This is a genomic window from Niabella agricola, assembly GCF_021538615.1.
GTDB classification, from domain to species: Bacteria; Bacteroidota; Bacteroidia; order Chitinophagales; family Chitinophagaceae; genus Niabella; species Niabella agricola.
Genome location: NZ_JAJHIZ010000003.1, coordinates 3,813,763 through 3,837,478, shown reverse-complemented (window position 1 = coordinate 3,837,478; position 23,716 = coordinate 3,813,763). Strand labels below are relative to the sequence as shown.

20 protein-coding genes are annotated in these 23,716 nt (G+C 47.7%); 5 read left to right on the top strand and 15 right to left on the bottom strand.

Features of this window, described 5'->3' with window-relative positions; translation table 11 throughout:
- Positions 1–121: 121 nt before the first annotated feature.
- Together LL912_RS21380 and ade are read right to left on the bottom strand one after the other, a co-directional pair.
- A complete protein-coding gene (locus tag LL912_RS21380; RefSeq protein WP_235555649.1) occupies positions 122–943 on the bottom strand; it encodes a LiaF transmembrane domain-containing protein in 822 nt (273 codons plus the stop codon).
- A gap of 149 nt (positions 944–1,092) precedes the next feature.
- Positions 1,093–2,748, bottom strand: coding sequence for an adenine deaminase (gene ade / locus LL912_RS21375; protein ID WP_235555648.1), 1,656 nt, complete (start codon positions 2,746–2,748; stop codon positions 1,093–1,095).
- Positions 2,749–2,855: 107 nt separating this feature from the next.
- Between ade and LL912_RS21370 the strand changes: the two genes are divergently transcribed.
- Positions 2,856–6,257, top strand: coding sequence for a glycosyltransferase (locus LL912_RS21370; protein ID WP_235555647.1), 3,402 nt, complete (start codon positions 2,856–2,858; stop codon positions 6,255–6,257).
- A 21-nt stretch (positions 6,258–6,278) separates the two neighbouring features.
- Here LL912_RS21370 and LL912_RS21365 read toward each other — a convergent pair whose 3' ends face one another.
- Both LL912_RS21365 and LL912_RS21360 read right to left on the bottom strand, forming a co-directional pair.
- On the bottom strand, positions 6,279–7,277 hold the full coding sequence (locus tag LL912_RS21365) for a HEPN domain-containing protein (protein WP_235555646.1): 999 nt from the start codon (positions 7,275–7,277) through the stop codon (positions 6,279–6,281).
- A 143-nt stretch (positions 7,278–7,420) separates the two neighbouring features.
- Positions 7,421–8,086, bottom strand: coding sequence for a hypothetical protein (locus LL912_RS21360; RefSeq protein ID WP_235555645.1), 666 nt, complete (start codon positions 8,084–8,086; stop codon positions 7,421–7,423).
- 62 nt (positions 8,087–8,148) lie between these two features.
- Between LL912_RS21360 and LL912_RS21355 the strand changes: the two genes are divergently transcribed.
- Entirely contained in the window at positions 8,149–8,562 is a 414-nt protein-coding gene (locus tag LL912_RS21355; protein ID WP_235555644.1) for a hypothetical protein, read from the top strand.
- Positions 8,563–8,593: 31 nt separating this feature from the next.
- On the opposite strand, the gene LL912_RS21350 is transcribed toward LL912_RS21355, so the two are convergent.
- Entirely contained in the window at positions 8,594–9,175 is a 582-nt protein-coding gene (locus tag LL912_RS21350; protein ID WP_235555643.1) for a tetratricopeptide repeat protein, read from the bottom strand.
- A gap of 229 nt (positions 9,176–9,404) precedes the next feature.
- Here LL912_RS21350 and LL912_RS21345 point away from each other — a divergent pair, with 229 nt between their 5' ends.
- On the top strand, positions 9,405–9,677 hold the full coding sequence (locus LL912_RS21345; protein ID WP_235555642.1) for a DUF4242 domain-containing protein: 273 nt from the start codon (positions 9,405–9,407) through the stop codon (positions 9,675–9,677).
- Positions 9,678–9,716: 39 nt separating this feature from the next.
- Here the strand turns inward: LL912_RS21345 and trmD are convergent, their stop codons facing one another.
- The 3 genes from trmD to LL912_RS21330 all read right to left on the bottom strand — a co-directional run bounded on the left by trmD (position 9,717) and on the right by LL912_RS21330 (position 12,473).
- On the bottom strand, positions 9,717–10,394 hold the full coding sequence (gene trmD, locus LL912_RS21340; protein ID WP_235555641.1) for a tRNA (guanosine(37)-N1)-methyltransferase TrmD: 678 nt from the start codon (positions 10,392–10,394) through the stop codon (positions 9,717–9,719).
- A gap of 82 nt (positions 10,395–10,476) precedes the next feature.
- Entirely contained in the window at positions 10,477–10,866 is a 390-nt protein-coding gene (locus LL912_RS21335; protein WP_235555640.1) for an RNA-binding S4 domain-containing protein, read from the bottom strand.
- A 242-nt stretch (positions 10,867–11,108) separates the two neighbouring features.
- Entirely contained in the window at positions 11,109–12,473 is a 1,365-nt protein-coding gene (locus tag LL912_RS21330) for a dipeptidase (protein ID WP_235555639.1), read from the bottom strand.
- A 219-nt stretch (positions 12,474–12,692) separates the two neighbouring features.
- On the opposite strand from LL912_RS21330, the gene LL912_RS21325 reads away from it, so the two are divergent.
- Positions 12,693–13,133, top strand: a complete 441-nt coding sequence (locus tag LL912_RS21325) for a hypothetical protein (RefSeq protein WP_235555638.1) — start codon at positions 12,693–12,695, stop codon at positions 13,131–13,133.
- Positions 13,134–13,138: 5 nt separating this feature from the next.
- Here LL912_RS21325 and LL912_RS21320 read toward each other — a convergent pair whose 3' ends face one another.
- From LL912_RS21320 to LL912_RS21290, 7 genes are all read right to left on the bottom strand, one after another.
- Positions 13,139–14,251, bottom strand: a complete 1,113-nt coding sequence (locus LL912_RS21320; RefSeq protein WP_235555637.1) for an efflux RND transporter periplasmic adaptor subunit — start codon at positions 14,249–14,251, stop codon at positions 13,139–13,141.
- Positions 14,252–14,281: 30 nt separating this feature from the next.
- Positions 14,282–17,560, bottom strand: a complete 3,279-nt coding sequence (locus LL912_RS21315; protein WP_235555636.1) for an efflux RND transporter permease subunit — start codon at positions 17,558–17,560, stop codon at positions 14,282–14,284.
- A 38-nt stretch (positions 17,561–17,598) separates the two neighbouring features.
- Positions 17,599–18,984 (bottom strand): TolC family protein, encoded by a 1,386-nt coding sequence (locus LL912_RS21310; protein WP_235555635.1) that lies wholly within the window; start codon positions 18,982–18,984, stop codon positions 17,599–17,601.
- A 102-nt stretch (positions 18,985–19,086) separates the two neighbouring features.
- On the bottom strand, positions 19,087–20,415 hold the full coding sequence (locus tag LL912_RS21305; RefSeq protein WP_235555634.1) for a sensor histidine kinase: 1,329 nt from the start codon (positions 20,413–20,415) through the stop codon (positions 19,087–19,089).
- Between the two features lie 3 nt (positions 20,416–20,418).
- Positions 20,419–21,093, bottom strand: coding sequence for a response regulator transcription factor (locus LL912_RS21300; RefSeq protein ID WP_235555633.1), 675 nt, complete (start codon positions 21,091–21,093; stop codon positions 20,419–20,421).
- Positions 21,094–21,281: 188 nt separating this feature from the next.
- Positions 21,282–22,124: a sugar phosphate isomerase/epimerase family protein gene (locus LL912_RS21295; RefSeq protein ID WP_235555632.1), complete on the bottom strand. Its 843-nt coding sequence runs from the start codon at positions 22,122–22,124 to the stop codon at positions 21,282–21,284.
- Between the two features lie 560 nt (positions 22,125–22,684).
- Complete coding sequence (locus tag LL912_RS21290; protein ID WP_235555631.1) at positions 22,685–22,957, bottom strand: hypothetical protein; 273 nt, start codon at positions 22,955–22,957, stop codon at positions 22,685–22,687.
- Positions 22,958–23,058: 101 nt separating this feature from the next.
- On the opposite strand from LL912_RS21290, the gene LL912_RS21285 reads away from it, so the two are divergent.
- The gene (locus LL912_RS21285) at positions 23,059–23,634 is read left to right on the top strand and encodes a plasmid pRiA4b ORF-3 family protein (protein WP_235555630.1); all 576 of its coding nucleotides are present in this window, start codon (positions 23,059–23,061) and stop codon (positions 23,632–23,634) included.
- Positions 23,635–23,716: the final 82 nt, after the last annotated feature.

Below are 23,716 nucleotides of genomic sequence, written 5' to 3'. Positions count from 1 at the left end.
GTTTGAGATTTGAGATTGCGACCTGGCCGATACCAGTCAGGAAAAACATCCGTATTCAACCAAAGACACCACCTATTCTTTATTGACTATTCATCATTAACGATTTACTATTCACTTCCCGCTAAAAACTCTTAATATCAATTCCCCCTAAAATTACGGTACCTTTTAATACCAACGTCTTTGTAGTATCCACATTCCCCATCGACACCCGTTTGTCTTTCACTTCTCCCAGTATGGCTACGGCTTCCGAAACTACATTCCAGTGAGAAGGGATCAGCAAGGTTGCGCCTCCCAATATCGCAGTCACCTCCAACACCGCGGTTCCGCTGATATCTGCCTGCAGCAGGTCAATTTCACTACCGCCGAATACGTTCACCATATCGCCCCCACGGAAATTCTTGGAGAGCACTTTTTTCTTGGTGCCTCCGAAAATGGAAGTAGCATCAATGATGTCTTCATTGCTGACGCTGCCCCGATAGGTCTTTTTTCCCGTCGGGTCGCCGGTATTAGGATCCTGGGTAACGAATTCATATGTTTTCCTGGGACGGAGGATGAAAAACAGACCTGCGCCAATCAACGCTATGGGGAAGATAAACTTTCGCAACGCATTGAACAGGAAGAATTCATTTACAAGGAACAGAGAACCTACCAGAATCAGAATAAGCCAGCCCGGCCCCTGAAAGTTTTTCCGGAAACCGATAAAGATCCCCAGTACGATCAGAAACATCTGCCAGGAAAGCATAAAATCCGGGAACACAAAGCCCATTCTCTTCAGCAGGTACACCACACCAATCAGCACCAAAAACAAGCCTACCCAAATATGCCCTTGTGCATTCCGCTCCTTAAAATAAGGCGGCTGAGACCCGGAAGTCTTGGGATCCGGCTGGTCGGTTTTTTCTGATTTGTTATAGAATTCGGTATTATACGGATTATTTTCACTCATTGTTCAATATTTTTTGTAAAAATACCCCCCTAAGATAGGCCTTACAACAGATTTTTCGCATGTGAACGCCAGATATCGGTAAATGGGCGGATTGGTACGGCGAATGACAAACACTTTTTTCTAAAAATCCGGCTGAAACGGTGAAGCCATCACTTTCCCGTGTTAATCAATTCAAATTTTCTGCCGTCAAACAGCCCTTTATCGCTTAGTTTCAGAGCAGGAATGACCAGTAAGGCCATAAACGAAAGGGTCATAAAAGGAGCCGAAAGCGTTGAACCCATTGCTTTTACCATCTGGTCAATGGCTGTATAAGCCATAGCAACCGTGTACCCGTCTTCATTGCTCATTAAACCCGCTACGGGCAATGGTACCATCAGCTCCCGGTCTTCATCAACCGCAGCAACACCGCCTTTTGCAGTGATTACAAGATTTACCGCCCTGCACAAACTTTCATCATCCGCCCCCACAGCAATAATATTATGACTGTCGTGCGCTACGGAAGAGGCCATGGCACCCCGTTTCAATCCGAAGTTCCGGATAAAAGCCATCGCCGGTGCAGTGTCCCGGTACCGGTTTACTACCGTAATTTTTAACAGGTCCTGACCGGGATCGCTTACAAACGCCCCGTGTTCCTGCGGAGGTGCTAAAAGCAGCGCATTGGTGATCAACTGCCCGTCAAGGGCTTCGATAACCGGTACATTGGGCTGATCGGCAACAGGTATCCGGAAATCAGAAATTGCTTTTGGCCGGCACTCAAAATGATTGATAATCCCGGCTGGGAAACTCTGGATCAACGTCTTGCCTCCGGATGCCACCAGGCGACCGTTAATATAGGTTTCCAGCACCCTGAAATGCTGCAGATCTTCTACCAGGATCAGGTCAGCCGGATCGCCTTTTTTTAGCTGTCCAACGTCCAGCTTGTAATGCGCAACCGGGTTTACGCAGGCCGCCTTTAATACATCAAATACATTCACTCCTTTTGCCACCGCGCGGGCGCAGAGCCGGTCAATATGCCCTGCTTCCAGGCTGTCGGGGTGTTTATCGTCGCTGCAGAACATGATTTCCCCGGGATATTCGTTTAACAGGCCGATCAACGCGTCGAAATTTTTGGCAGCGCTACCCTCCCGGATCAGGATCTTCATACCGGCCTTTAACTTATCCAGGGCCTCTTCTTTTGTAAAGCATTCGTGATCCGTGCCCGGCAGCCCCGCCGTATTATCTGCGATGGCCTCTGCATATCGCAGCGCATCGATCCCTCTTAAGCCCGGGGCATGTCCGTCAACGGGTTTCCCGGCCCTGTGCGCCGCGTTTATTTTTTCCATCACCTCCAGGTCATGTGCCAGCACGCCTGGAAAGTTCATCATCTCGCTCAGATAGCGGATCTCCGGATATTGCAACAGCTCGGTTACCTCCTCCACCCCAAGTCTTGCACCGGCCGTTTCAAAACCGGTAGCAGGTACACAGCTCGGTGCGCCAAAATTAAACTTGAATGGTACCGTATTTCCATTTTCGATCATGTACCGTACGCCCTCCATTCCGCAAACGTTAGCGATCTCATGCGGATCACTTACGGTGGCTACGGTTCCATGTACTACCGCAAGACGCGCAAATTCTGAAGGAACCAGCATGCTGCTCTCGATATGTACGTGGCTGTCTATAAACCCCGGCAGTATATAGGGATGGCCGGCCACTGGTTCCGTTCCGATGACCTGTATCTTCCGGATCTGTGCCTCATCAAATTCTACCAAAGCAAAATTGACGGTCCGCCCCATAATATCCACCAGATTTCCTTTTACCTGTTTCATTACATGTATCAATTTAAGTAAATGTAAAAAATTGTTCCAGAATAAAGTAACTGGTTGCTTGAAGGGGAAGATTTAGCCTGTAATTTTGTATCAAATCATTTATTTATATGTCCGGAGATCCTCAAATTTTTCAGACGGAAAGCAGGGCTCGATGGAACACCTTTAAGTGGACTAGCCGGCTTTTGGTGTTCCTGGCCATTGCAATGATTCCGCTGGCCATCTTCTCCATCAGCCGGGTAGATAATTTATTGCTCCCCGGACTTTCAAAAGTAGATACCAACCGCACGATTCACCTCACCATTCCCCGGAGCCTGAGTGAAAAAGATAAAAAAAAATACAAAGGCATGCAGGCTTTTATCAGCGCCCGTGCACAAAACAATGCCTATATTGCCCAGGAAAAGAAACGGCCCAAAAGTACCGGGATCCGCGCTGCTTTCTTTGTAGACTGGGATCCGCAGTCCCTCTCTTCTTTAAAATCAAACGTCGACAAACTTGATATGGTGTTACCGGAGTGGTTCCTGCTGGATCCGGATGCAGATACCCTCCGCCCCAACATCGATAATGATGCGTTACAGACGATGCGAAAGGCCAAAGTGTCAATCATCCCTATGTTAAGTAATGTTCAAAATGGGGATTTTGATGGAAAACTGCTGCACCGGATACTGAGCAATCCGCAAAAAAGAGCCCGGCTGTTGAGGGATATTCTCGGTACCATTGAAAAATATAAATTAAACGGAATCAACCTCGACTTTGAGGAACTCCAGGAGGGCACCTTACCCTATCTGCGTCAGTTTCAGGAGACCTTGTACCAGGAGCTGCATAACCGTGGGCTCCTCATAACACAGGACATCCTGCCCAATGACGATAATTATAATATCGCCGAAATCGCCCGGCTGAACGATTATATTTTCCTGATGGCCTACGACCAGTTTTATGACACCAGCATTCCTGGCCCTGTGAGCGAACAACGCTGGATTGAGAAAGTACTGGATGATGCCGCCAAAAACGTGCCATCCAAAAAGATCGTTTTGTGCATGGCCACTTATGGATACGACTGGCCGGAGAACCGGGCCGCGCAAAACCTGACCTACGCACAGGCCATATCCGCGGCCAAGGAACACAATGCCACCATTGAGTTCGACAACAACACATACAACTGTCATTTTAGCTATACCGACTACAGCAACGTAAAACACCAGGTCTGGTTCAATGATGCAGCCAGCAACTTTAACACCATGCGCTTTGCAGACGATTATGGGGTAGCAGGCGTAGCCATCTGGAGGTTGGGTGCAGAAGACCAGCGGCTTTGGACCTTTTACAAACGGAACCTGACTACCGAAGCAATGCGATTGCAAACCAGGCTATTCCAACGCCTTGAAAATATACCGGTATCTTTTGAAAAACCCGATTATATAGGAGATGGAGAAGTGCTCGATGTAATCTCTGAACCCCAGAACGGCCGCATGAAAATAACCGCAGACACGTTAAACGATTATCTGATACAAGAAGAAAAATACCTCGAGTTACCTACAAAATACGTGATCCGGAGATTTGGCCAGGTGGTCCCCGGAAAACAGGTGCTTCTAACCTTTGATGACGGTCCTGACCCTGAATACACTCCTCAGATTCTCAAAATATTAAAACAGGAGAACGTGCCTGCCGCATTCTTTGTAGTTGGCATCAACATTCAAAACCATTTACCGGTATTTGAACAGGTTTATAAAGAAGGATTCGAGATCGGCAACCACACATTTACCCATCCCAATATTGCCAGCGTGGGCATCCGGAGAGCACAAACCGAGATTGACGCCACACGTCTTTTAATAGAGGCTGTTACCGGGCGCAGTACCATTCTCTTCCGGCCACCGTTTAATGCAGACGCGGAGCCCACCCTACAGGTAGAATTGCAACCGGTAGCCTTAAGTAAAAAGCTCAAATACTATGCAGTTGGAGAAAGCATCGACCCCGAAGACTGGGACCTCGACAGCGCGCATGTAAACTCAGACAGTATCTACAACCGTATTGTCCGGCAATATGAGGCCATGCCTTATAAAGACCGGGGCATTATTTTATTACATGATGCCGGTGGCAACCGGCAGGGAACAGTAGACGCTCTACCCAGGATTATTAAATATTTCAAAGACCGCAACATTCAATTCATTACTGTAGCGCAACTGCTCAATCTAACAAGAGATCAGGTAATGCCCCCCGTAAAAAATGATATGCTGCAGGCCGATAGCTTTGCTACCAAGCTTGTTTTCTGGATATCGCAATTTCTGACAACAGCATTCTGGCTGGCGATTTTTCTCGGCCTGGGTCGTGTTATTTTTATGGGCATCCTGGCTGTACTCAACTACAGGCGCCAGAAAAAAGAAACACTTCCTCCATTAGGAGCCTTTAAAGAAAAAGTAGGCATTATTGTGCCTGCATACAACGAGGAAGTTAACTGCGTAAGAACCGTCGATAGCCTTTTAAAACAAGACTATCCCAACCTGGAGGTCATTTTTGTAGATGACGGTTCAAAGGACAACACATTTAGAAATATCAGTGAAGCCTTTGCCGGCCACCCAAAAGTAAGAGTGCTCACGAAACCCAATGGAGGCAAGGCATCCGCGCTCAACTATGGCATCGCGCAGGCATCCGCCGATTACCTGGTTTGTATTGATGCCGACACCCAGCTACGGAAAGATGCCATCAGCCAGCTCATGCGCTATTTTGTCAACGAAACCATCGGTGCCGTTGCAGGCAATGTAAAAGTTGGCAATATCAATAATGTACTTACCCGCTGGCAATCGATCGAGTATATAACCGCTCAGAATTTCGATCGGCGGGCGTTTGATTATATCAACGGGATCACCGTAGTTCCAGGCGCCATTGGTGCTTTCCGTAAAAAAGCGATCGTGGAAGCCGGCGGTTTTACAACCGACTCGCTGGCCGAAGACTGCGACCTCACCATTCGCATCCTGCGGAAGGGATATGTCATCCGCAACTGTAATGATGCAGTGGCCATCACCGAAGCACCCGAAACCATCCGGCAGTTTCTAAAGCAACGCTTCCGCTGGAGTTATGGAGTAATGCAAAGCTTCTGGAAAAACAAGGATGCTTGCTTCAGGGCGCGTTATAAGGGACTGGGCATGGTATCGCTTCCTAATATTTTATTATTCCAGATCATACTTCCCATTATTGCCCCCATTGCAGACCTGTTGTTTTTCTTTTCCATTTATTACAACTGGCCCAATGCACAGCATACCAGCTGGGTGGATCTCAACAGGATCCTGCTTTATTATGGCATCTTCCTTATTGTAGATGTATTGGTGGCCTTTTTCGCATTCAGCATTGAAAAAGAGAAAAATTACTGGCAGCTCTTATGGCTCATTCCCCAGCGTTTTGTATACCGGCAGATTATGTACATTGTACTGTTCCGATCGCTCCGTCGCGCGATCAAGGGAGAAAGTCAGGGATGGGGAAACCTGAAGCGGACCGGCCATGTTGTGTTGAAGGAACCCTAGCCGGCGCTCATCTGCGCATTGTCAGCGTGTTGCGTCAATCAGCGAAACATACCGGTTGATATGCCGGGCTGCAATCTCGTCTGTGCAGGCGAGAATGGATGCTACTTTTTCTTTCAATATTTCAAGAAAAGGATCCGCTATGGTAAATTCGTTCTGATAGCGGGCTGCCGTATAAGAAGTTTCCAACAATGTTAACATTTCAAATTCGGCTGCCGTTTTAAAAAATGAGGCAAACCGGCGATGAATGCGGCTGCAATGGTATAACAATTCGCGGATGGAATGCTGGCGCAGGTAAACACCGGAGAATGCCGCGGCAAATCCGCGCAATGACAGCTCAGCGGCCTGGTGCAACATAAAACAGGCCAGTCCTTTGGCGCCCTCCTCCTCAAACAGCAAAGCATGCTCAAAAATCCGACGCCCCCTTGCCAAACCGGTTTCAAGTGTTTGCCGCGATTTTTCCAACCATTGGTGAACAATCCGGCTATCTATTGGCTCCAATACGACACCACCCCTCGCGTACACCAGCCGCTCATCATTGCAGCTCAATACACAAAAAAGATTCCCCTGTTTTCGTTGTTGCAGAAACTGGCTACGCTGACACAGCGTAAACCGGATATTCCAGCTTCCCAAAGATGCAGTATGAATATATGCATGCAGGTCTTTAAAATTACGTGCCTCCTGCGGCTGCAAAACAATAAACAGGTCCAGGCTGCGCCGTTCTGTATGATGCTCCATCTCGAAAATGAATTCTGGCGCGCATAGACCCGTGATCCATGCAATAACCTGTTCTTTCGAAGGCTCGGAAGGCGCCGGCACTTCCACAGGGCTAGCGGACCGCTTCATATCAAATAGCTGCTCCACATCGGGAATCAATTCATACAGATAATGGGCAAAACCACGTTCGGCCTCCTTTACAATCAGTTGTTTTAACAGGTTGCATTTCGTTGCATCATCCCATGGAGGTAAACAGGCTGCACTATTATGCAACAGCCCGGCGTCGGGTATTGATTCGTTTTTCATTTATCAGAATTTTAAAGATTCGGAAATTTTATAGCAAAGAGATTGGCACACAGGCATTTGCTACTAAGCCGGACAAGCTTCCAAAGGTCGTCAGGAGGCAGCAAGTCATTTGACAGTACTGCCGGCTTCTGAACCGCGGTTATTTATTCCGGAGTCTTGTCCTGTTTCCTTTCCTCGACGCCAAAAAGCGTGGGATACTGCCTGATCATATGGTAAGGCCCCCGCAGCATACACAATAGTGATTCATAATCAAAAAGCACATTCTTAGGATCGATCTTAAAATATGCTCCATATCCCAATACGCAATCTAAAACAGACCAAAGGTAAATGCGGGCTTTACGTTCGGAATAGGTATTTGTAAAACCCAATATCTGCTGGTAGGCCGTGCCGGCTTCCGGGAGGTATCGGTAAATCACGTGACGGTCGGCTATAAACAGCCGTTTCTTTTTCATCTTCATCCATTCCGTAACAACATAGTGGGAGGCATCCATCAACAAATGAAAATGCATAGCAAACCGCAATAAAAAGTTCCGGTCCATGTCATCGCTGAACGCACTGTATTCGGCACAAATAGTGCAATGTACCCATTCGTTCCATTGAGCCTGCAGGTCTTCGAGCGCTGTGCTATCCAGCACCCGCATCAGACAGTGGAAGGGATTGGATTTCACAAGATGCATAAAATGATAGCCGGGTTGGAAGTCGCTTTCATTGAAATAGGCCTGGCGTTCCTGATGTTTTTCTTCACCCGATCCAAAACGGGGTTCTTCTTCAGAAGCGATCGAGAGAATCTCGTTATTTTTGTAATTCATGGTTGTGTGTTTTATTGTTAGCACCTCAAAGATACAAACCTATTTGTAATAAACAAACAAAAATGAACAAATTTTCAACCTTTTTTGAACGACTTGAACAATTCAGTGCTGCCGAGGGATTTAAATCGATCAATGATTTTGCGATTAACGGTCTGAAGTATAAATCATCGCAAAAGCTAAACCGCCTCCGCGATGGCAAAAACAAGCCTTCACTGGAGATCATCGAAGACATTAAAAACCGGTTTGCAAATGCAGACCTGAATTGGCTGATCGCTAATAAAGGAGAAAAATACCTGACTGGTGCAGATCTGGTCTTGCATGAACCCCAGGAAACCAAGCCCTGCAAGGAATGTGCACTGCGGGAAAAGATTATAGCCAGCCAGGAGCAAGCCATAAAAGCCTTGCAAGGTCAGGCCGATGCGTTACAATTAAGTATGGAAATCATGAGCCGGAAGGCGATCCGTAAAAATCTTTAACTGTTTGCAGCATATCGTACTGCCACCATGATCAATTGATATCTTTTCCCTCTTTCAACTTTGCGATCTGCTCCAGCAGATTGTTCCGGATGTTGATTTCCCGGGCCTTGGTTAATGCCTGTTGGGCGTATTTAAGCGCGGTTTTATAGTCTGATAAAGCCGAATATGCCCTGGCCATTCCCATCAGCGTTGTAAACTCATTTGAATAATTTTTATAATTATTTTTGAAAACCGTCACCGCTTCCTGCAGTTTTTTCTGCCCCATCAGGGTGCGCCCGTATAGATGCACTTCATTCATATCTGCATGTACAAGCGCCGCTTTCATGACAGCAGCGGCCTCACTGTTGCGTCCCGCTTTTTCCAGCAGCTGCACCTTAGTATTAAGGGCTGCAAATATTTTTTCACCGCCAAAACTTCTCCCGGTTGCCAAATCGGCCCAAAGCAGTGCCTGGTCTAAGTTTACATTACGTTGAAGGCACCAGAGCGCCGCCTGGTTCCAGGCCTGCCAGCTAAAGCCTTTGTCCGTTCTCAATTCCTGGCGGAATACCGCCAGCTGATCATTGACATAATCCGTTTCCACCCTGAACGGGATCGCCAGTTTTTCCCATTGCAAGGTTATGGTAGCTCCGGTTTCTGTTTCATCCGAAGCAGTTCTTTTTTCATTATTTTATCGTTTACACAAAGTTAATCCACCTGGGTAAGCAATACAATAGTGGGCGGCAACCTGTGTTTAAGCATTCAATACGACAACCGTTCACCTGTTTCGGCGATGGTCTGTCCTTTACGTTTTTAGTAAATTTATGGGTCGATAAAAAGTATAATACGGCTAAAATTTTTATTATATGCCTAAGTTTGTCATCGAACGGGAAATTCCCGGCGCAGGAAGTCTTACCCCCGATCAGCTAAAAAATGTTTCTCAAACGTCCTGTAATGTATTGCGGGAAATGGGACCAGAGATTCAGTGGATACAAAGCTATGTAACGGGCAACAAAATTTATTGCGTGTACATTGCTCCAAACGAAGAGCAGATCAGGGAGCATGCGGAAAAAGGAGGCTTTCCGGCCAACGCCATCAATAAGATCGCCACGGTTATTGATCCAACCACGGCGGAATAAATGGCGGAAAATGAGTGTACGCCTGAGGGGAGGATCTGCTCAATCGGTCAGCAGGTCCGGCCGGCGGTCTTTTGTGCGTTGCAATGCCTGCTCATAGCGCCATTCTTCAATTTTAGCATGGTTACCACTCATCAGCACATCCGGAACCTTCATACCTTCGAAATCAACCGGACGGGTGTATACGGGAGGAGCCAGCAGGTTATCCTGGAAAGAGTCCGTTAGAGCAGAAGTTTCATCATTCAGCACACCCGGCAGCAGGCGGCCGATCGCGTCCACGAGAACGGCTGCCGCCAGTTCCCCACCGCTTAGTACATAATCGCCGATAGAGATTTCAAGCGTTACATATTTTTGCCGGATGCGTTCATCAATGCCCTTGTAATGACCACAGATGATCAGTAGGTTGTCTTTTAGGGAAAGCGCATTGGTCATACGCTGATTCAGTGTTTTTCCATCCGGTGTTACATAAATAATTTCATCAAATTTCCGGCTGGCCGAAAGCTCGGTAATGGCATTTACCAGGGGTTCACACATCATTACCATGCCCGCACCGCCTCCGTACTGGTAGTCATCCACCTGCCCATATTCATTCACCGCCCATTTACGCAGCTGATGTACCGCAAGAGTAAGCAAACCCTTATCCTGTGCACGTTTCATAATACTGTGCTCAAAAGGGCTGGTCAGTAATTCAGGAAGAACAGAAATGATATCGATATGCATGATACTATTTGAGATTTCAGGATTCAGATTTCAGATTCGAGACTCGGGTTTCAGATTTGGGACTTAGCATTACTTTCTTTGCCTATTCTTCACCATCCATAAAATCATCCAGGTCTCTCCGTTCCTTTTTGGTAGGACGCCCGATTTTACTCAACCGCTTACCACTGAAAAATGAAGCCGCCTGGACCTTTGCTTTTTCCAGCTCTTCCGGTGGCGTAAGATCTGTATAATGTTTTATGGCCTCTTCATACTTCAGACGAGTATGCAGCAATCCTGTAACCTTAATCACCCATCTGCGGCCCTCCGTACGCACGTCGTACACATCGCCCAGGTGCACATTCTTCCCCGGTTTGGCCGATTCCTCCTGGTACTTTACTTTGCCATTATTGCAGGCATCGGTAGCCAGCCGTCTTGTTTTAAAAAGCCGGATAGACCAAAGGTATTTATCTAAACGCAGTTTTTCTTTTTCCATTTTTTAAAGTCACGAATCTTTTTTTACGGGTAAAGACCTATGAGATTTTAAAAACCCCACAGGTCTAATAGCCAATGCCTGCACTAAAGCACAAGAGTGCGACGCAACCAGGCCTCATAGTAGTGCAGCAGCAGGGGTCATAAAAAATGTATGCCCTTGTTATTGCCCACTGGTTATAAAATACAAGGCAGCTAACGCTTTGCCACCAATCAGCAATAAGAAATTTCAAATCTCAAATCATCTTACTCCCCGAAATATTTATGAAAATAAGGAATGGTCTCAATGCCTTTATAATAGTTCTCGATATTGTATTTTTCGTTGGGACTGTGCAGGCCATCATTATCCAGACCAAAGCCCATAAAAATAATCTTAATGCCCAGTTCTTTCTCCAGTACCGAACAAATAGGAATACTTCCGCCGCCTTTTACGGGGATGGGCGTTTTGCCAAATGTTGTTTCCAGTGCTTTTGAAGCCGACTGGTAGCCCTTACTGTCGATAGGTGTGCCATAAGGCTCTCCCCCGTGATGTTCAAAAGCGTTCACATCTACACAGGAAGGGGCGATCTTACGAAAATGCTCCAGCAACAGCCTGGTGATCTTTTCGCTGGATTGATTGGGTACCAGCCTGGCAGAGATCTTGGCTGTTGCTTTTGCGGGCAACACCGTTTTGGCGCCTTCCCCTGTATAACCACCCCAGATCCCATTCAGTTCCAGGGTTGGACGGATACCGGTACGCTCATAGGTGGTGAATCCCTTCTCACCATACAGCTCTTTAATACCGATCTCATCTTTATACTCCTGCTCGTTAAACGGTGCTTTATTAATCAGCTCCCGCTCTTCTGCCGGAACTTCCAACACATCGTCATAAAAACCCGGAATGGTAATATGATTGTTTGCATCATGACAGCTGGCGATCATTTTCGACAGGATCACGATGGGGTTGGCCACGGCACCGCCATAGGTACCGCTGTGCAGGTCTCGGGCAGCCGCTGTTACTTCTACTTCAATATAGCTCAACCCGCGTACGCCCGTATCCAGCGAAGGATTTTCCATGCTCAGCAGCGAGCTGTCGCTGATCAGGATCACGTCGGCCTTCAGCAGGTCTTTATGCGCCGCCACAAATGCACCCAGGTTGGGCGAGCCCACTTCCTCTTCCCCTTCGATGATAAATTTAATATTGGTGGCCATGGTATCGGTCCTCGCCATGGTTTCCAGCGCTTTTACATGCATGTAGAACTGGCCTTTATCATCGGCACTGCCCCGGGCAAAAACTTTACCATCTTTGATTGTAGGTTCAAAAGGAGGCGTATTCCAAAGTTCCAGCGGCTCTACGGGCTGTACATCGTAGTGACCATATACCAATACGGTAGGTTTTGAGGGGTCGATGATCTTCTCTCCATATACCGCCGGGTGACCGCCGGTTTCCATTACCTCCGCTTTATCGCAGCCCGATGCCAGCAATGCGGCCTTTACTGCATCTGCGCATCGCTTCATATCCTCCTTATTCTCGCTCTTGGCACTGATGGAAGGAATGCGTAAAAGATCCATCATCTCATTGAGAAAACGCTCTTTATGTTCCTCCTGGTATTTTTTCCATACTTCAGACATAGTATAATTTTTTTATTCCCGCGAAGGTACGGAATTGAGCGATTTGGCCTGAAGCGGCCGCTAAGGCAGCGAAAAATATCATTAAACCGCTTACGGCCACTTCAGTGCTTCATTCAGGAGCAGCCGCTCCATCGACAGAGCCTGGTACTTATCCCCGCGCCAACTTATTCTGTTTTGAAAACGCATAAATATGCTTAACTTTAAAGAAACAGGCAAGCAATGAAAAAAGAGATCCTCGACGCTATTCTGAAAGCGCTTGAAAACGAAACATCAGGTGTTGAACAGGAAATCGATACTCAGGAAAGCAATGCGGACATTGATACGGAAGCCACAGCCGACCTTGATGCGATTTCCCAGCGGGACCAGGCTACCGATATCTACAATCTTTTGCAACAGCCCAGGGAAACTGCAGCGAATACGATTGCGACTGTTAAAAGGTATCGCGAACTTTCACGCAATGATGCCGGGCCCGGAGCCCTGGTGGAAACGACAGAATATTTTTTCCTGGTCGGTGTGGCGCTTCCGCCGCTGGAAATTAATGGGAAAAAGGTTGCAGGAATTACTACAGCTGCCCCTGCTTATGCCAATCTTGAAGGGAAGAAAAAAGGCGACGAAATACACCTGGGTGAATGCGATTACCTGATCCTGTCCGTACAGTAATACAGTTATTGCAGTACTATCTTACCCGCTACCGGGGCTCCATTACGTACTTCTTCCGTAACGGTATTGACCAATGTGTCCTTGGCATGCAGTTCTCCATATACCGCAACCTTGCCGGCGGTCTGCACGCCGGTCTGCACCGGAACCCAGACCGTTCTTCCATTAGTCACCCGGATCACATAAAGACCCTGGCTCGAATTCAGCAAGGCACTGCCGGGGATGACAAAAGAAGCCTGATGATCCGCCTGCAATGGGATCTGTACTTCCGGTATCATTCCGGGCAATAATTTCTTATCCGGATTCAGTACATCCATTTCCACATGCTGTGCCCGCAGCCGGTTGTCCAATGCGCCGGATACCCGGGACGTTTTAGCGGTAAACTGCTGCCCCGGCAACGATTTTACAGTAAACCGCACCGCCCCATTCTGATCCAGTACACCGGCATTACTTTCCGGCAGGTTCACCACAAGTCGCAGTTTTTTCTGCTCCTGCAGGGTAAACATCGGCACAGCCCCCGCGCCCGGCCCTACATAGGCACCAGCACTTACGTTACGCGCGGTTATGACACCGGAAAAAGGTGCCCGTATTTCCAGGTAATTGCGATTGTCGTGCACCTCCTTCAGCGCCGCTTTTGCTGCCTGGTACTGGGCATAGTCGGATTGTTGGCGCGCCCGGGCCACATCCAGGTCATTCTGGGAAATGGTACCCGGCGTTTTGCTGGTTTCAAGCAACCGGTCGTACGTAGCCTTGCTGGCCAGATAAACCGCCTCCTGCGATTGTACGCGCGATTGGGCGCCTTCGCTCTGGGCATTCAGTTCCGGAGCTTCCATTACGGCCAGCAGCTGCCCCGCCCGTACTTCACTCCCCACGTCGGCATACAACCTCTTTACAAAACTGCTCACTTTTGCAAACAGGTCCACATGCTGAAAAGCCACCAGCTCCCCCGGTATGGATAAGGTATCCAAAAGAGCTCCTTCGGTAAGCAGGAACGCGTGTACAGCGGGTTCTTTTTCCGGAGCCTTTTCTTCACCCGCACTGGTTGAGGAGCAACGTTGCAACCCTGCCGCCGCAGTAAGAATTACAACACCTGTGAGGAATCTCTTTATTGTCTTTATCATAATCCGTGTAATTAACATAAACAATCCGATTTAATGATGGTGTAAATTTGGTAGGTAATGCACACTTTCTGCGTCTTCCGGGTCCAGGGACACGCTCGTTGTTTTCGCCTTACCTTGTCCCCAGGCAAAGGCCAGTGGCAGGATAAATAAAGCGGCAACGGTGGAAGCAATCAATCCTCCGATCACCGCACGCCCCAGCGGTGAAGACTGGTCTCCGGCTTCGCCCAGCCCGGATGCCATGGGAATCATCCCCACCACCATGGCCAGCGCCGTCATCAGGATGGGACGTAAGCGTAATGCAGCCGCCTCTCTGGCCGATTTTACCGCGTCTCCATTGTGTTTACGGATCTGTTCCGCATTCGTAATCAAAAGTACGGCATTGGAAATCGATACCCCTACAGACATGATCATTCCCATATACGACTGCAGGTTTAGCGTAGAGCCGCAAAGCATCAGCAGCGCCATCGATCCGAACAACACAGCCGGAACAGTAGCAAGCACGATCAGCGAAACTTTGAACGACTGGAAATTTGCAGCCAGCATCAGGAAGATCACCACAATGGCAACGATCAGTCCGCCCTGTAAACTATCTAATGTATCCGTAAGCGTTTCACTAAGCCCGATCAGATTTACATTCAGTCCGCGGGGAAGTTTACCCAGTCCGTCTATAGCCTGTTGTACGTCCCTGGCTGCTGCGCCCAGGTCCTTATCGTTGAGGTTGGCGGTTACAGTCAGCATAGGCACTGAGCCGAGGTTATCCGCCTCTCCATACGTCACGTCCGGCTCAATGGTAGCCACATCGCCCAGCAGCGGACGGGCGCTGTTGGCGCTCAGCGGTATTTCACGGATAGCGTTCTGACTGGTCATTTCATTCTCCGGGATCTGTACCTGAACACTGTATGGAAGATTCGATTTGGGATCCACCCACATGTTTTTTTCCGTTAAACGGGAGGATGAAGTAGATGCGATCAGCGACCGGGAAATAGCATTTACATCCGTACCCAGCTGTGCTGCCCGCAGGCGGTCGATATTGATATTCAGTGAAGGATAGCGGATCGATTGTCCCAATTGTACATCGCGCAGGTAGGGAATTTTCTTCAGCCGTTCGATCATCATGAGGGCATATTTTTCATTCATTTTTTTATCCCTCCCGGAAAACCGTATTTCTACCGGCGTAGGCGATCCCTGGCTCAGGATCTTATCGGTTAGCTCAATGGGCTCAAATGACAACTTCATTTCAGGAGCGATCTCGCGGGCACGCTTGCGGATCTTGTCTTTCAATGCATCCAGGTTTACGCTGTAATCTTCTTTCAGAGCCACCTGCAACACCGCTTCATGAGGGCCGGCCATCCAAAGGAAAATAGGTGCCGTGGAAAACAATTGCGGATGCACGCCCACAAACGAAGACGTAATGGATACATTTTTCTTTCCTACAATTTCATTTACCGCATTGATCAGGTCCAGTGTTTTCAGCTCCGTCCGTTCAATACGCGTGCCATCCGGCTCACGCAGGCGCACCTGGAACTGCTTGCCATTTACCTTGGGCAATACGTCGCGACCAATCTGTTTCAGCAATAAAACTGCCATCAGTCCAACGACCAGGATATAAAAAGATACGATCCATTTCCGATGGGGCATCATCCGGTCGATAAACCGCATATACCGCATCCTAAACTTTTCAAACCGGCTGATTTTCCCATCCCGGTTACTGTCCGCGCTTTCCAGGAGTATTTCTTTTTGCGACCAGGTGTCTTCTTCGGTACCGGCAATAGCAGCGCCTTCAAACACCTCCTGTTCACTCAGCTCCTTTCCATCCCTGCCTTTTTGATGTTTAATCTTCATGATCCAGTTTGCCATCACCGGCACAAAGGTTTGGGCCAGGAAGTAAGACGCAATCATGCTGAAGCCGATGGCCAGCGCCAGGGGCAGGAACAGCGAACCGGGAATACCGCCCATGGTAAAGGCCGGCGCAAATACGGCCAGGATACAAAACAGGATCAGCAGCTTGGGGAATGCGATCTCCTTACAGGCATCCCAGATGGCAAGGGCCTTGGGTTTGCCCATATCCAGGTGCTGGTGAATGTTTTCAATGGTTACCGTACTTTCATCCACGAGGATCCCGATGGCCAGGGCCAGCCCGCTCAGTGTCATAATATTGATGGTTTGCCCAAACAGGCTCAGGAAAAGCACGCCGGTAATAATTGAAGTGGGTATGGTGAGGATCACAATCAGTGCGCCTCGCAGGTCGCCCAGGAAAAGCATTACCATCAAACCGGTCAATATCGCGCCGATCACCCCTTCACTCAGCAAACTCTTTACAGAATTCATCACATAGGTAGACTGGTCGAACTCATAACTTAGTTTTACATCCTCCGGCAGCTGGGATTGAATTTTCGGCAGGGCTTTTTTCAGGTTTTGTACCACTTCCCATGTAGAAGCATCTGCCGCCTTGGCGATATCCACGTAAACGGAACGTTTACCATTGATCAGTGCATAGCTGGTGCTTACATCTGCACCGTCTTCTACCGTAGCCACATCCCTTAAATACAGGTTAGCGGCTCCTGTACCCGTAAACAACGGGATATTTTCAAAGTCCTTTATTTCCTTCAACGTGGTGTTGGCCGGTGTTACATAATTTTTATCATGAATGCGCACATTGCCTGCGGGTGCAGAAAGGTTGTTGATCCGGAGTGCCGCCACCAGTTGATCGGCGGTCATATTATGTGCCCGCAGTAGTTCCGGGTTAGCCTTTATTACTACCGTACGCACATTCCCTCCAAAGGGTGTTGAGCCCACCAGGCCGGGAATGGAAGTGAAGGAAGAACGTACGTATACATTGGCCAGATCGAGCAGCTCATTATTACTGCGTTTGTCGCTGCTCAATACGAGCTGGCCCACAGGCAGTGTGGATACATCAAAGCGGATGATAAACGGAGGGTTGGATCCCTGTGGGAAGATGGCCTGAATCCGGTTGGAGAAAGCGCTTACCTCCGCCGCAGCCTGGGCCATGTTAGTGCCCGGGTAAAAATTGATCTTGATGAGCGTAAGACTTTGGATATTCTTTGTCTCGATGCTCTTTACCCCGTTTACATATAACAGGATATTGATATACTGCTTTCCGAAATAGGCTTCCATTTGCTGCGCAGTATATCCGCCAAACGGGTGCGACAAATAGATCACCGGCAGATCCAGCTTGGGAAAAATATCTACCTTAATAGTATTTACAGCCTTTATTCCGAAAAAGAAAAGCGCTGCCACCATCACCAGGATAGTGATGGGCTTTCTTAATGCAAAACGTATCAGATTCATAATGATCCCTGCTTTTTATAACCCCTGCCGGTTTTATTTTATAACTGTTCTTCAAATAATTCAAAATCTCCTGCCGCCGCAGCTTTTAGCAAAAGCGCCTGCCATACATTATTATTGGCAATATCCCGGTCGGTTTCGGCCCTAACCAGTGTATAACCCGCCTGTATCACATCTACCATATTGGTAAGCCCGTTTTTATATAATACCGATTTTTGATGATAGGCATCCCCCGCCGCTTTTACCTGCACCGGCGCCTCTTTGTAATTGGCAAGCGCGTTGTTCATTTTATTATCTGCGATACGCAGTTGCGTTTTTAACTGCAGGGTCGCCGCATTGTATGCTTCCTGCAGGCCCCGGCTGATCATCCGCTGTGCGCTGAACTGCTTGGACAATCGCACCGGCTGCATGATGTTCCAGGTAACGCCAACCCCTATCAGGTAATTGGAACGATTGGGGTTAATCCCTTTCCAATAATCCGATGAAAAGTGGGTTTGATCCGTTACATAATCATTTCCAAATCCAGAGGCCCTGGATTGCCATACGCCCACCAGTGAAAATGCCGGATAATACAGCGTTTTAATATAATGCGATTGCTGATCGCTGACAGCAATCTGACTTTTATAGTATTCCAGCAACGGATGCCCTGATTCGGGATAGAGCGCACCGCTATAACTGCCAGGGATTCGTGAAACAAATGCCGTGTCGATATCAAAGCCTGCATCCTCTGAACCGATCAGTTGTGTCAGGATATTTTTTTGCTCCTGCTCTTTGTCACGCGCATTGGTAAGCTGGATCTGCGCACTGGAATATTCCGCGTTAGCCAGTGACGAATCCACACCAGCGATCAGCCCGTTTTTTACACGCACAATCACAAAGCGGCGGATGGAATCAGCCCGGCTCAGATTTTTTTCATACGACCGGGTAATCTGATGGCTGGCTACCAGGTTGAGATAAGCCGCAGCCACTTTTATTTTGTGTTCAAACATTTCCTGGGCAAGGTCCTTTACATCGCGCTGCCATACCTGCTGTGCCACTTTTACCTTCTCCCTGTATTTTCCAAATGCAAAAAACTCCCAGTTTACATTGGTAAGATACAGGGCCCCAAAAGCGGCGTTCCAGTTTTGTGCAGCAAGCGCCGGGCCGGAAGAGGCAGCAGCCAACCCGCCGAAGCCATAAAGCGGGCCATTGGTTCCGTTAATGGTACCATAATCCTGCTGAATGCTCAGGTTCACATTGGGCAATTGCTCTTTCCGGGCGGCTGCAACCAATTGCTCCGATGCTTTTGCATACGCCGTTTTTGCTTTAATAGAAGGATAGTTTTCCGTGGCAATCCGGATCGCATCTTTCAGGGAAAGCTGCGATTGAGCTTTTGCGGTTGCGGAAAGGAGTACTGTAAGCAGTACTAAAAGAAATCTTCTGTGCATTGTTTTGCGCTATTTGAAAGAAACAATGCGCAAATCAACTGGATCTTTCTGAAGCAATTTTGAAGCTGGGATTAAAATATGCATCCGTTAAAAAAAATCCTTTCAGGCCTCTGCAAAAACCACCCGCTGAAAGCTGGAATTGGAAGGGATGACGTCGATTTCCGATAAATAGTTTTCATTAAAATATACACAGAAAATATGCCGTCCTTCTACATAAGCATAGGAGACCCGGAAATTGCAGACTTCACAGATCTGCTTTACAATGGCCAGCCCCAGCCCCACCCCTTCATTCTTTTGACTTCCTTTTTTAAACCGCCGAAACAGGTCCTTATGCGGAATGGTTACGGGCGCGCCCGTATTGCTGATCCTGAAATAATCGGTGGTAAGCTCTACATGGATTGATCCGTTTTCCTCATTATAACGGATGGCGTTACGCATCAGATTCGCCACCAAAATATCGGCCAGGGTAGGATGTATCTGTATAAACACCTGGCTGTCGGTGTTACGGGTAACCGTGATATTTTTCAGATCGGCCCAGTAACTGTAGGTTTCAATCACATTTTTTGCAATCCTGCAAAACCGTATTTTCTCTCGGGTGTTGAATTCATGATTCTCCATACGGGCCAGCAATACCAACGATTTTGTAATATTGGAAAGTTTGTTGATCTCCGTCTGCATATGTTCAATCAGATCCGCCTGCTGACTGTTCAGCGAAGTTTGCGTCAACAGCTCGGTTTTTGTACGCAGTACGGCCAGCGGTGTCTGCAATTCATGCGATGCATTTTCGCTGAACTCCCGGGCCGTGGCATACTCCTCCATTGCCTTATTGGTCATGGTTTCGATAAAACAATTGAGCTCGTTAAACTCCTTGGTAGACGAGCGCTCCAGCTGCAGTTTTTGCTTCTGACGTATATTAAAGCTCCGGATAGCTTCCATGGTATTTTTAAACGGCTTGAACAATATCCGGGAAAGCACCCGCGCAGATATCAAAACAGCGATACCAAGCAGCAACATTTTCCAGAGCAGGGTAATAAACATACTGCTGAAGAACTCGCTGGGATTGATGAAATAATTGTGCGAGGTAACCTTGTAAATTACCCCATTCACTTCCTGGTAGCTGGTTACAAAAAGCGCCAGCTCTTTTTGGCTCATCCCTTCTACTTTATCCACGCGCCGGACCACCTGCGGGTTTTCCCGGGGAACCGGACCTTTAACAGCTGCAATTTCAATTTCCCGGTCCCTGATAAAATCGTTTACCGGTAGCCCTTCTTTTAACAGATTGTAGATACGTTCATTGACCGACAACAGGCGTTTCTCCTCAAACTCGATCATTTTTCGTTTGATGCCCGCGCGGGAAATGATCATTGTAACAGGAGTGATTACCAGAATAATACAAAGAAACCAGAGGGATATTTTATTGATCAGTTTCATGTGTCAGAGTTTAAAACGGTACCCCAGGCCATACACGGTCTCAATATAGTCATTCCCGTTTGCCGCGGCAATCTTTTTGCGCAGGTTCTTGATATGCTGATAAATAAAGTCAAAGTTCGCCAGGTTGTCGGTATAATCGCCCCAGAGATGGGTGGCGATGGCCTGCCGGGAAAGCACCCGGTCCTTATTTACAATAAAATACAACAGCAGATCAAACTCTTTTGGCGTAATATCCAGCAATAGGGAATGCACCCTTGCTTCAATGGTATTGGTATTGAGCTCTATTTCATTAGCCGTAACAATATGACTGCCCTGAAGGCTGTTTCGTCGGTACATGGCGCGCAACCTAGCGTGCAGTTCCGGCAGGTGAAAGGGCTTGGTAATATAGTCATCTGCCCCGCCTTCCAGTCCGTTAATCTTATCATCCAGTGCATCGCGTGCAGATATGATCAACACATTGCTGACGATCTTTTCAGCTTTTATAAAACGGAGTACCTCCAGCCCGTCGCCGTCCGGAAGCATCATATCCAGTAAAATAAAGTCGTAAGTGAAGACGGATAATTTTTCCCTTGCCTCATCTACTCCAAACGCGCATTCGCAAATAAAGTGTTCCGTTTCCAGGTAATCCCGGATGCTGGCAGACAACGCAATATTATCCTCGACGATTAAAATTTTCATCCTCCGCAAAAGTACGCAGGAGTTTTGAAGAAATTCTGAAGGGCTTGGGGCTGATCGCTATCAGCTGTTAGCCACTAGCGATCAGCCTGGCCAAAATTCATTCGGCTGTCAGCAATCAGCCTTTAGTGCTCAGTGTCAACTGAAGACCGAGCACGGAATGCTAATGGCTGACAGCCAAAAACTGACTGCTACTTCTTCGTAGCCACGATCATCGCCCTGAAATATCCTACGGATTCAGCGATGCCCATAAACGGATTATCCATATTCCGCTCGTGTTCCAGGCTTACCACACCGGTATAGCCCACCTGGCGCAGCATTTTTACAAAAGCGGGAAAATTGATAATGCCCCTTCCCACTTCTACAGAATACCCCTGCTTTGTAGGCCCGGTAACGTCTTTCAGGTGTATATCAAACACCCGGGTATGGTATTTTTTCAGATCCGCAACCGCGTCCTTTCCATTGCGGGTATCATGACCGATATCCAGACACATCCCCACACGCGGATCCAGGTTTTTTACATTTTTCCAAACATCGTCCGCATCCGGGTACAAGGGCATATCCGGCCCGTGCAGGTGGATGGCGTATTTCATATCATATTCCTTTACCTTTTTATTTACATAAGGCAACAATTCATAATTGGGCACGCCTACGATTAGTTTCACGCCCACTCTTTTGGCATATTCAAATGCCCGGTCTACCTCTGCTTCCGTTTTCATATAAATAGGCCCTACCCCATAACCGGTAACTCCTTTGTCTTTCAGCTTTTGATGAAAAGCCGCTATTTGTTCATCTGTACTGTTGAAAGGCAGGTGAAAATCTTTAATACAGAGATAGTGTACATCTGCCCGCTGCAGGGTTTGCAATGCTGTATCCAGACCAAATTTTGCAAAGGTATAGCCGGCCATCCCCAGCTTAAAAGATTCTTTAGTATCTGCTGCCGGCTGTGGATCCGGCCGTTTAGCTGTTCCCTGGGCATTTGCACCAACCGTTATACCAGCTACCAACAAAAAAAGCAACGCAAATCGTTTCATATTTCTAATCAAGTTTATATTTAAGATCCTGTACACAATGCCCTAAAAATATTAAATGTTTCTGTGCCGGGGCCGGATCTGTTTCATTTTTTAAGACAACGTTTTCGAAAGCCGGCAAATCTGCGCTTTACTTCCCGTTCATTTTTCTTAAAAAAAATTAAAAACGCGGGCGTTGCACAACGATTCCGGCATACTGCCCGGGGCCTTTTAGGAAATAAAAGGCTGTATATTACCAGTGATTTGTTGATTTGGAGTGGGGGCATAACCGCGCTTCATCGGGTGCAACGGCACATTCAAGGCACTCCGGCACCTGTTCGGCGAAGCATGACCGGGGTCAAGTCCGGACCGGGGAGGTTTGGCCCGGTTCTTGAAAATGTTATCATACAAACTATACACGATGACCAACCTATTGACCATATTCGGAGCATTTTTGTTCCTGTACAGCATCGGGATATTTGCAGCAATCCGGTTTAAAAAGTAACGCATCGTTGCCGGTAGCGGTGCCCGTAACGGCCTTGCTCCTGCAGCCCAGGCTTTTAAACCTATAACCGCATCCTGCCTTAATACATCCGGCACCCATTCCATGCTTTTAAAAACCGGAATCCCTTGTCTCCCATTGACCGGTAGCGCGCAACAAACGAACGCTTTATATATTGCGTTCCATCATCATGATCAAAGCAGGGCCCCTGCTCGGATTGCGGAGGAACAAATATTTTAGCGGTTGTTCCTGATCTGCGGCTATTACTATCGCCCGAAGCATTAATTCTATACAGATCTGCATGCTGTAGGTAACCGATGGCCCCGCTCCACAAGAGCGTTGGCCCTATCTGCACCCGTACCTGTTTTGAAAAGCTGTTGAATCATCAGGCGCTTTTGCCCGGTGGTGAGCGATAAGTTCTACCCAGGATTACGAGATTCTTTGTACCTTCGAATTATGGCTATTTTAAAATTCAGGGTATATTTTGAAGAGGATGACAGTATCTACAGAGATATTGCGGTGCTGCATACCCAAACTTTTTTTGACCTGCACGGAACGATTCTCAAGGCATTCGATTTTGACAATAAGCACCAGGCTACTTTTTTCAGGAGCAATGATCAGTGGCAAAAGGGCCGCGAAATTACCCTGGAAGTATATCCCGATAGAAATTATAAGGTAGCACCGCTATTGATGCGCACAACAACCATCGGTTCCGAAATAAAAAACACGAACCAGCGCTTTACCTATAGTTACGATTTCCAGAAGCACTGGGATTTTCTCATCGAACTGATCAACGTTTCAAAAGATGGCAGTGCTGCGGTCGATTACCCGAAAATTACCCGTACTGAAGGAATCAGTCCCAAGCAATACGGCACGAAAGGCCTGTTGGGCGAGAAATTTGCCGATATTGAAGAGAAATATGATCTTACCCGGTCTGCCGAAGGTTTTGGAGAAAAGGGCGAAGACGGAGAAGATGTAGGTATTGATGAAGGTGAAGGCGTAGAAGATTATAACGATGGCCTGGAGGATTAGCAGATGACTGGTACGACCAGGACGAGGTAAACTATAACTGATGCCCCGGAAGTCTAGTACTGGCAAACCCTACACTCTTTTA

Excerpts from the sequence above, each read along its gene's own strand:
- LL912_RS21305 (WP_235555634.1), bottom strand. The coding sequence starts at position 20,415 with ATGAAACTGATCAATAAAATATCCCTCTGGTTTCTTTGTATTATTCTG.
- LL912_RS21360 (WP_235555645.1), bottom strand. The coding sequence starts at position 8,086 with ATGAATTACAAAAATAACGAGATTCTCTCGATCGCTTCTGAAGAAGAA.
- LL912_RS21325 (WP_235555638.1), top strand. The coding sequence starts at position 12,693 with ATGAAAAAAGAGATCCTCGACGCTATTCTGAAAGCGCTTGAAAACGAA.
- LL912_RS21335 (WP_235555640.1), bottom strand. The coding sequence starts at position 10,866 with ATGGAAAAAGAAAAACTGCGTTTAGATAAATACCTTTGGTCTATCCGG.
- LL912_RS21295 (WP_235555632.1), bottom strand. The coding sequence starts at position 22,124 with ATGAAACGATTTGCGTTGCTTTTTTTGTTGGTAGCTGGTATAACGGTT.
- LL912_RS21370 (WP_235555647.1), top strand. The coding sequence starts at position 2,856 with ATGTCCGGAGATCCTCAAATTTTTCAGACGGAAAGCAGGGCTCGATGG.
- LL912_RS21320 (WP_235555637.1), bottom strand. The coding sequence starts at position 14,251 with ATGATAAAGACAATAAAGAGATTCCTCACAGGTGTTGTAATTCTTACT.
- LL912_RS21315 (WP_235555636.1), bottom strand. The coding sequence starts at position 17,560 with ATGAATCTGATACGTTTTGCATTAAGAAAGCCCATCACTATCCTGGTG.
- LL912_RS21330 (WP_235555639.1), bottom strand. The coding sequence starts at position 12,473 with ATGTCTGAAGTATGGAAAAAATACCAGGAGGAACATAAAGAGCGTTTT.
- LL912_RS21380 (WP_235555649.1), bottom strand. The coding sequence starts at position 943 with ATGAGTGAAAATAATCCGTATAATACCGAATTCTATAACAAATCAGAA.
- ade (WP_235555648.1), bottom strand. The coding sequence starts at position 2,748 with ATGAAACAGGTAAAAGGAAATCTGGTGGATATTATGGGGCGGACCGTC.
- LL912_RS21365 (WP_235555646.1), bottom strand. The coding sequence starts at position 7,277 with ATGAAAAACGAATCAATACCCGACGCCGGGCTGTTGCATAATAGTGCA.
- LL912_RS21310 (WP_235555635.1), bottom strand. The coding sequence starts at position 18,984 with ATGCACAGAAGATTTCTTTTAGTACTGCTTACAGTACTCCTTTCCGCA.
- LL912_RS21300 (WP_235555633.1), bottom strand. The coding sequence starts at position 21,093 with ATGAAAATTTTAATCGTCGAGGATAATATTGCGTTGTCTGCCAGCATC.
- LL912_RS21345 (WP_235555642.1), top strand. The coding sequence starts at position 9,405 with ATGCCTAAGTTTGTCATCGAACGGGAAATTCCCGGCGCAGGAAGTCTT.
- LL912_RS21355 (WP_235555644.1), top strand. The coding sequence starts at position 8,149 with ATGAACAAATTTTCAACCTTTTTTGAACGACTTGAACAATTCAGTGCT.
- trmD (WP_235555641.1), bottom strand. The coding sequence starts at position 10,394 with ATGCATATCGATATCATTTCTGTTCTTCCTGAATTACTGACCAGCCCT.
- LL912_RS21285 (WP_235555630.1), top strand. The coding sequence starts at position 23,059 with ATGGCTATTTTAAAATTCAGGGTATATTTTGAAGAGGATGACAGTATC.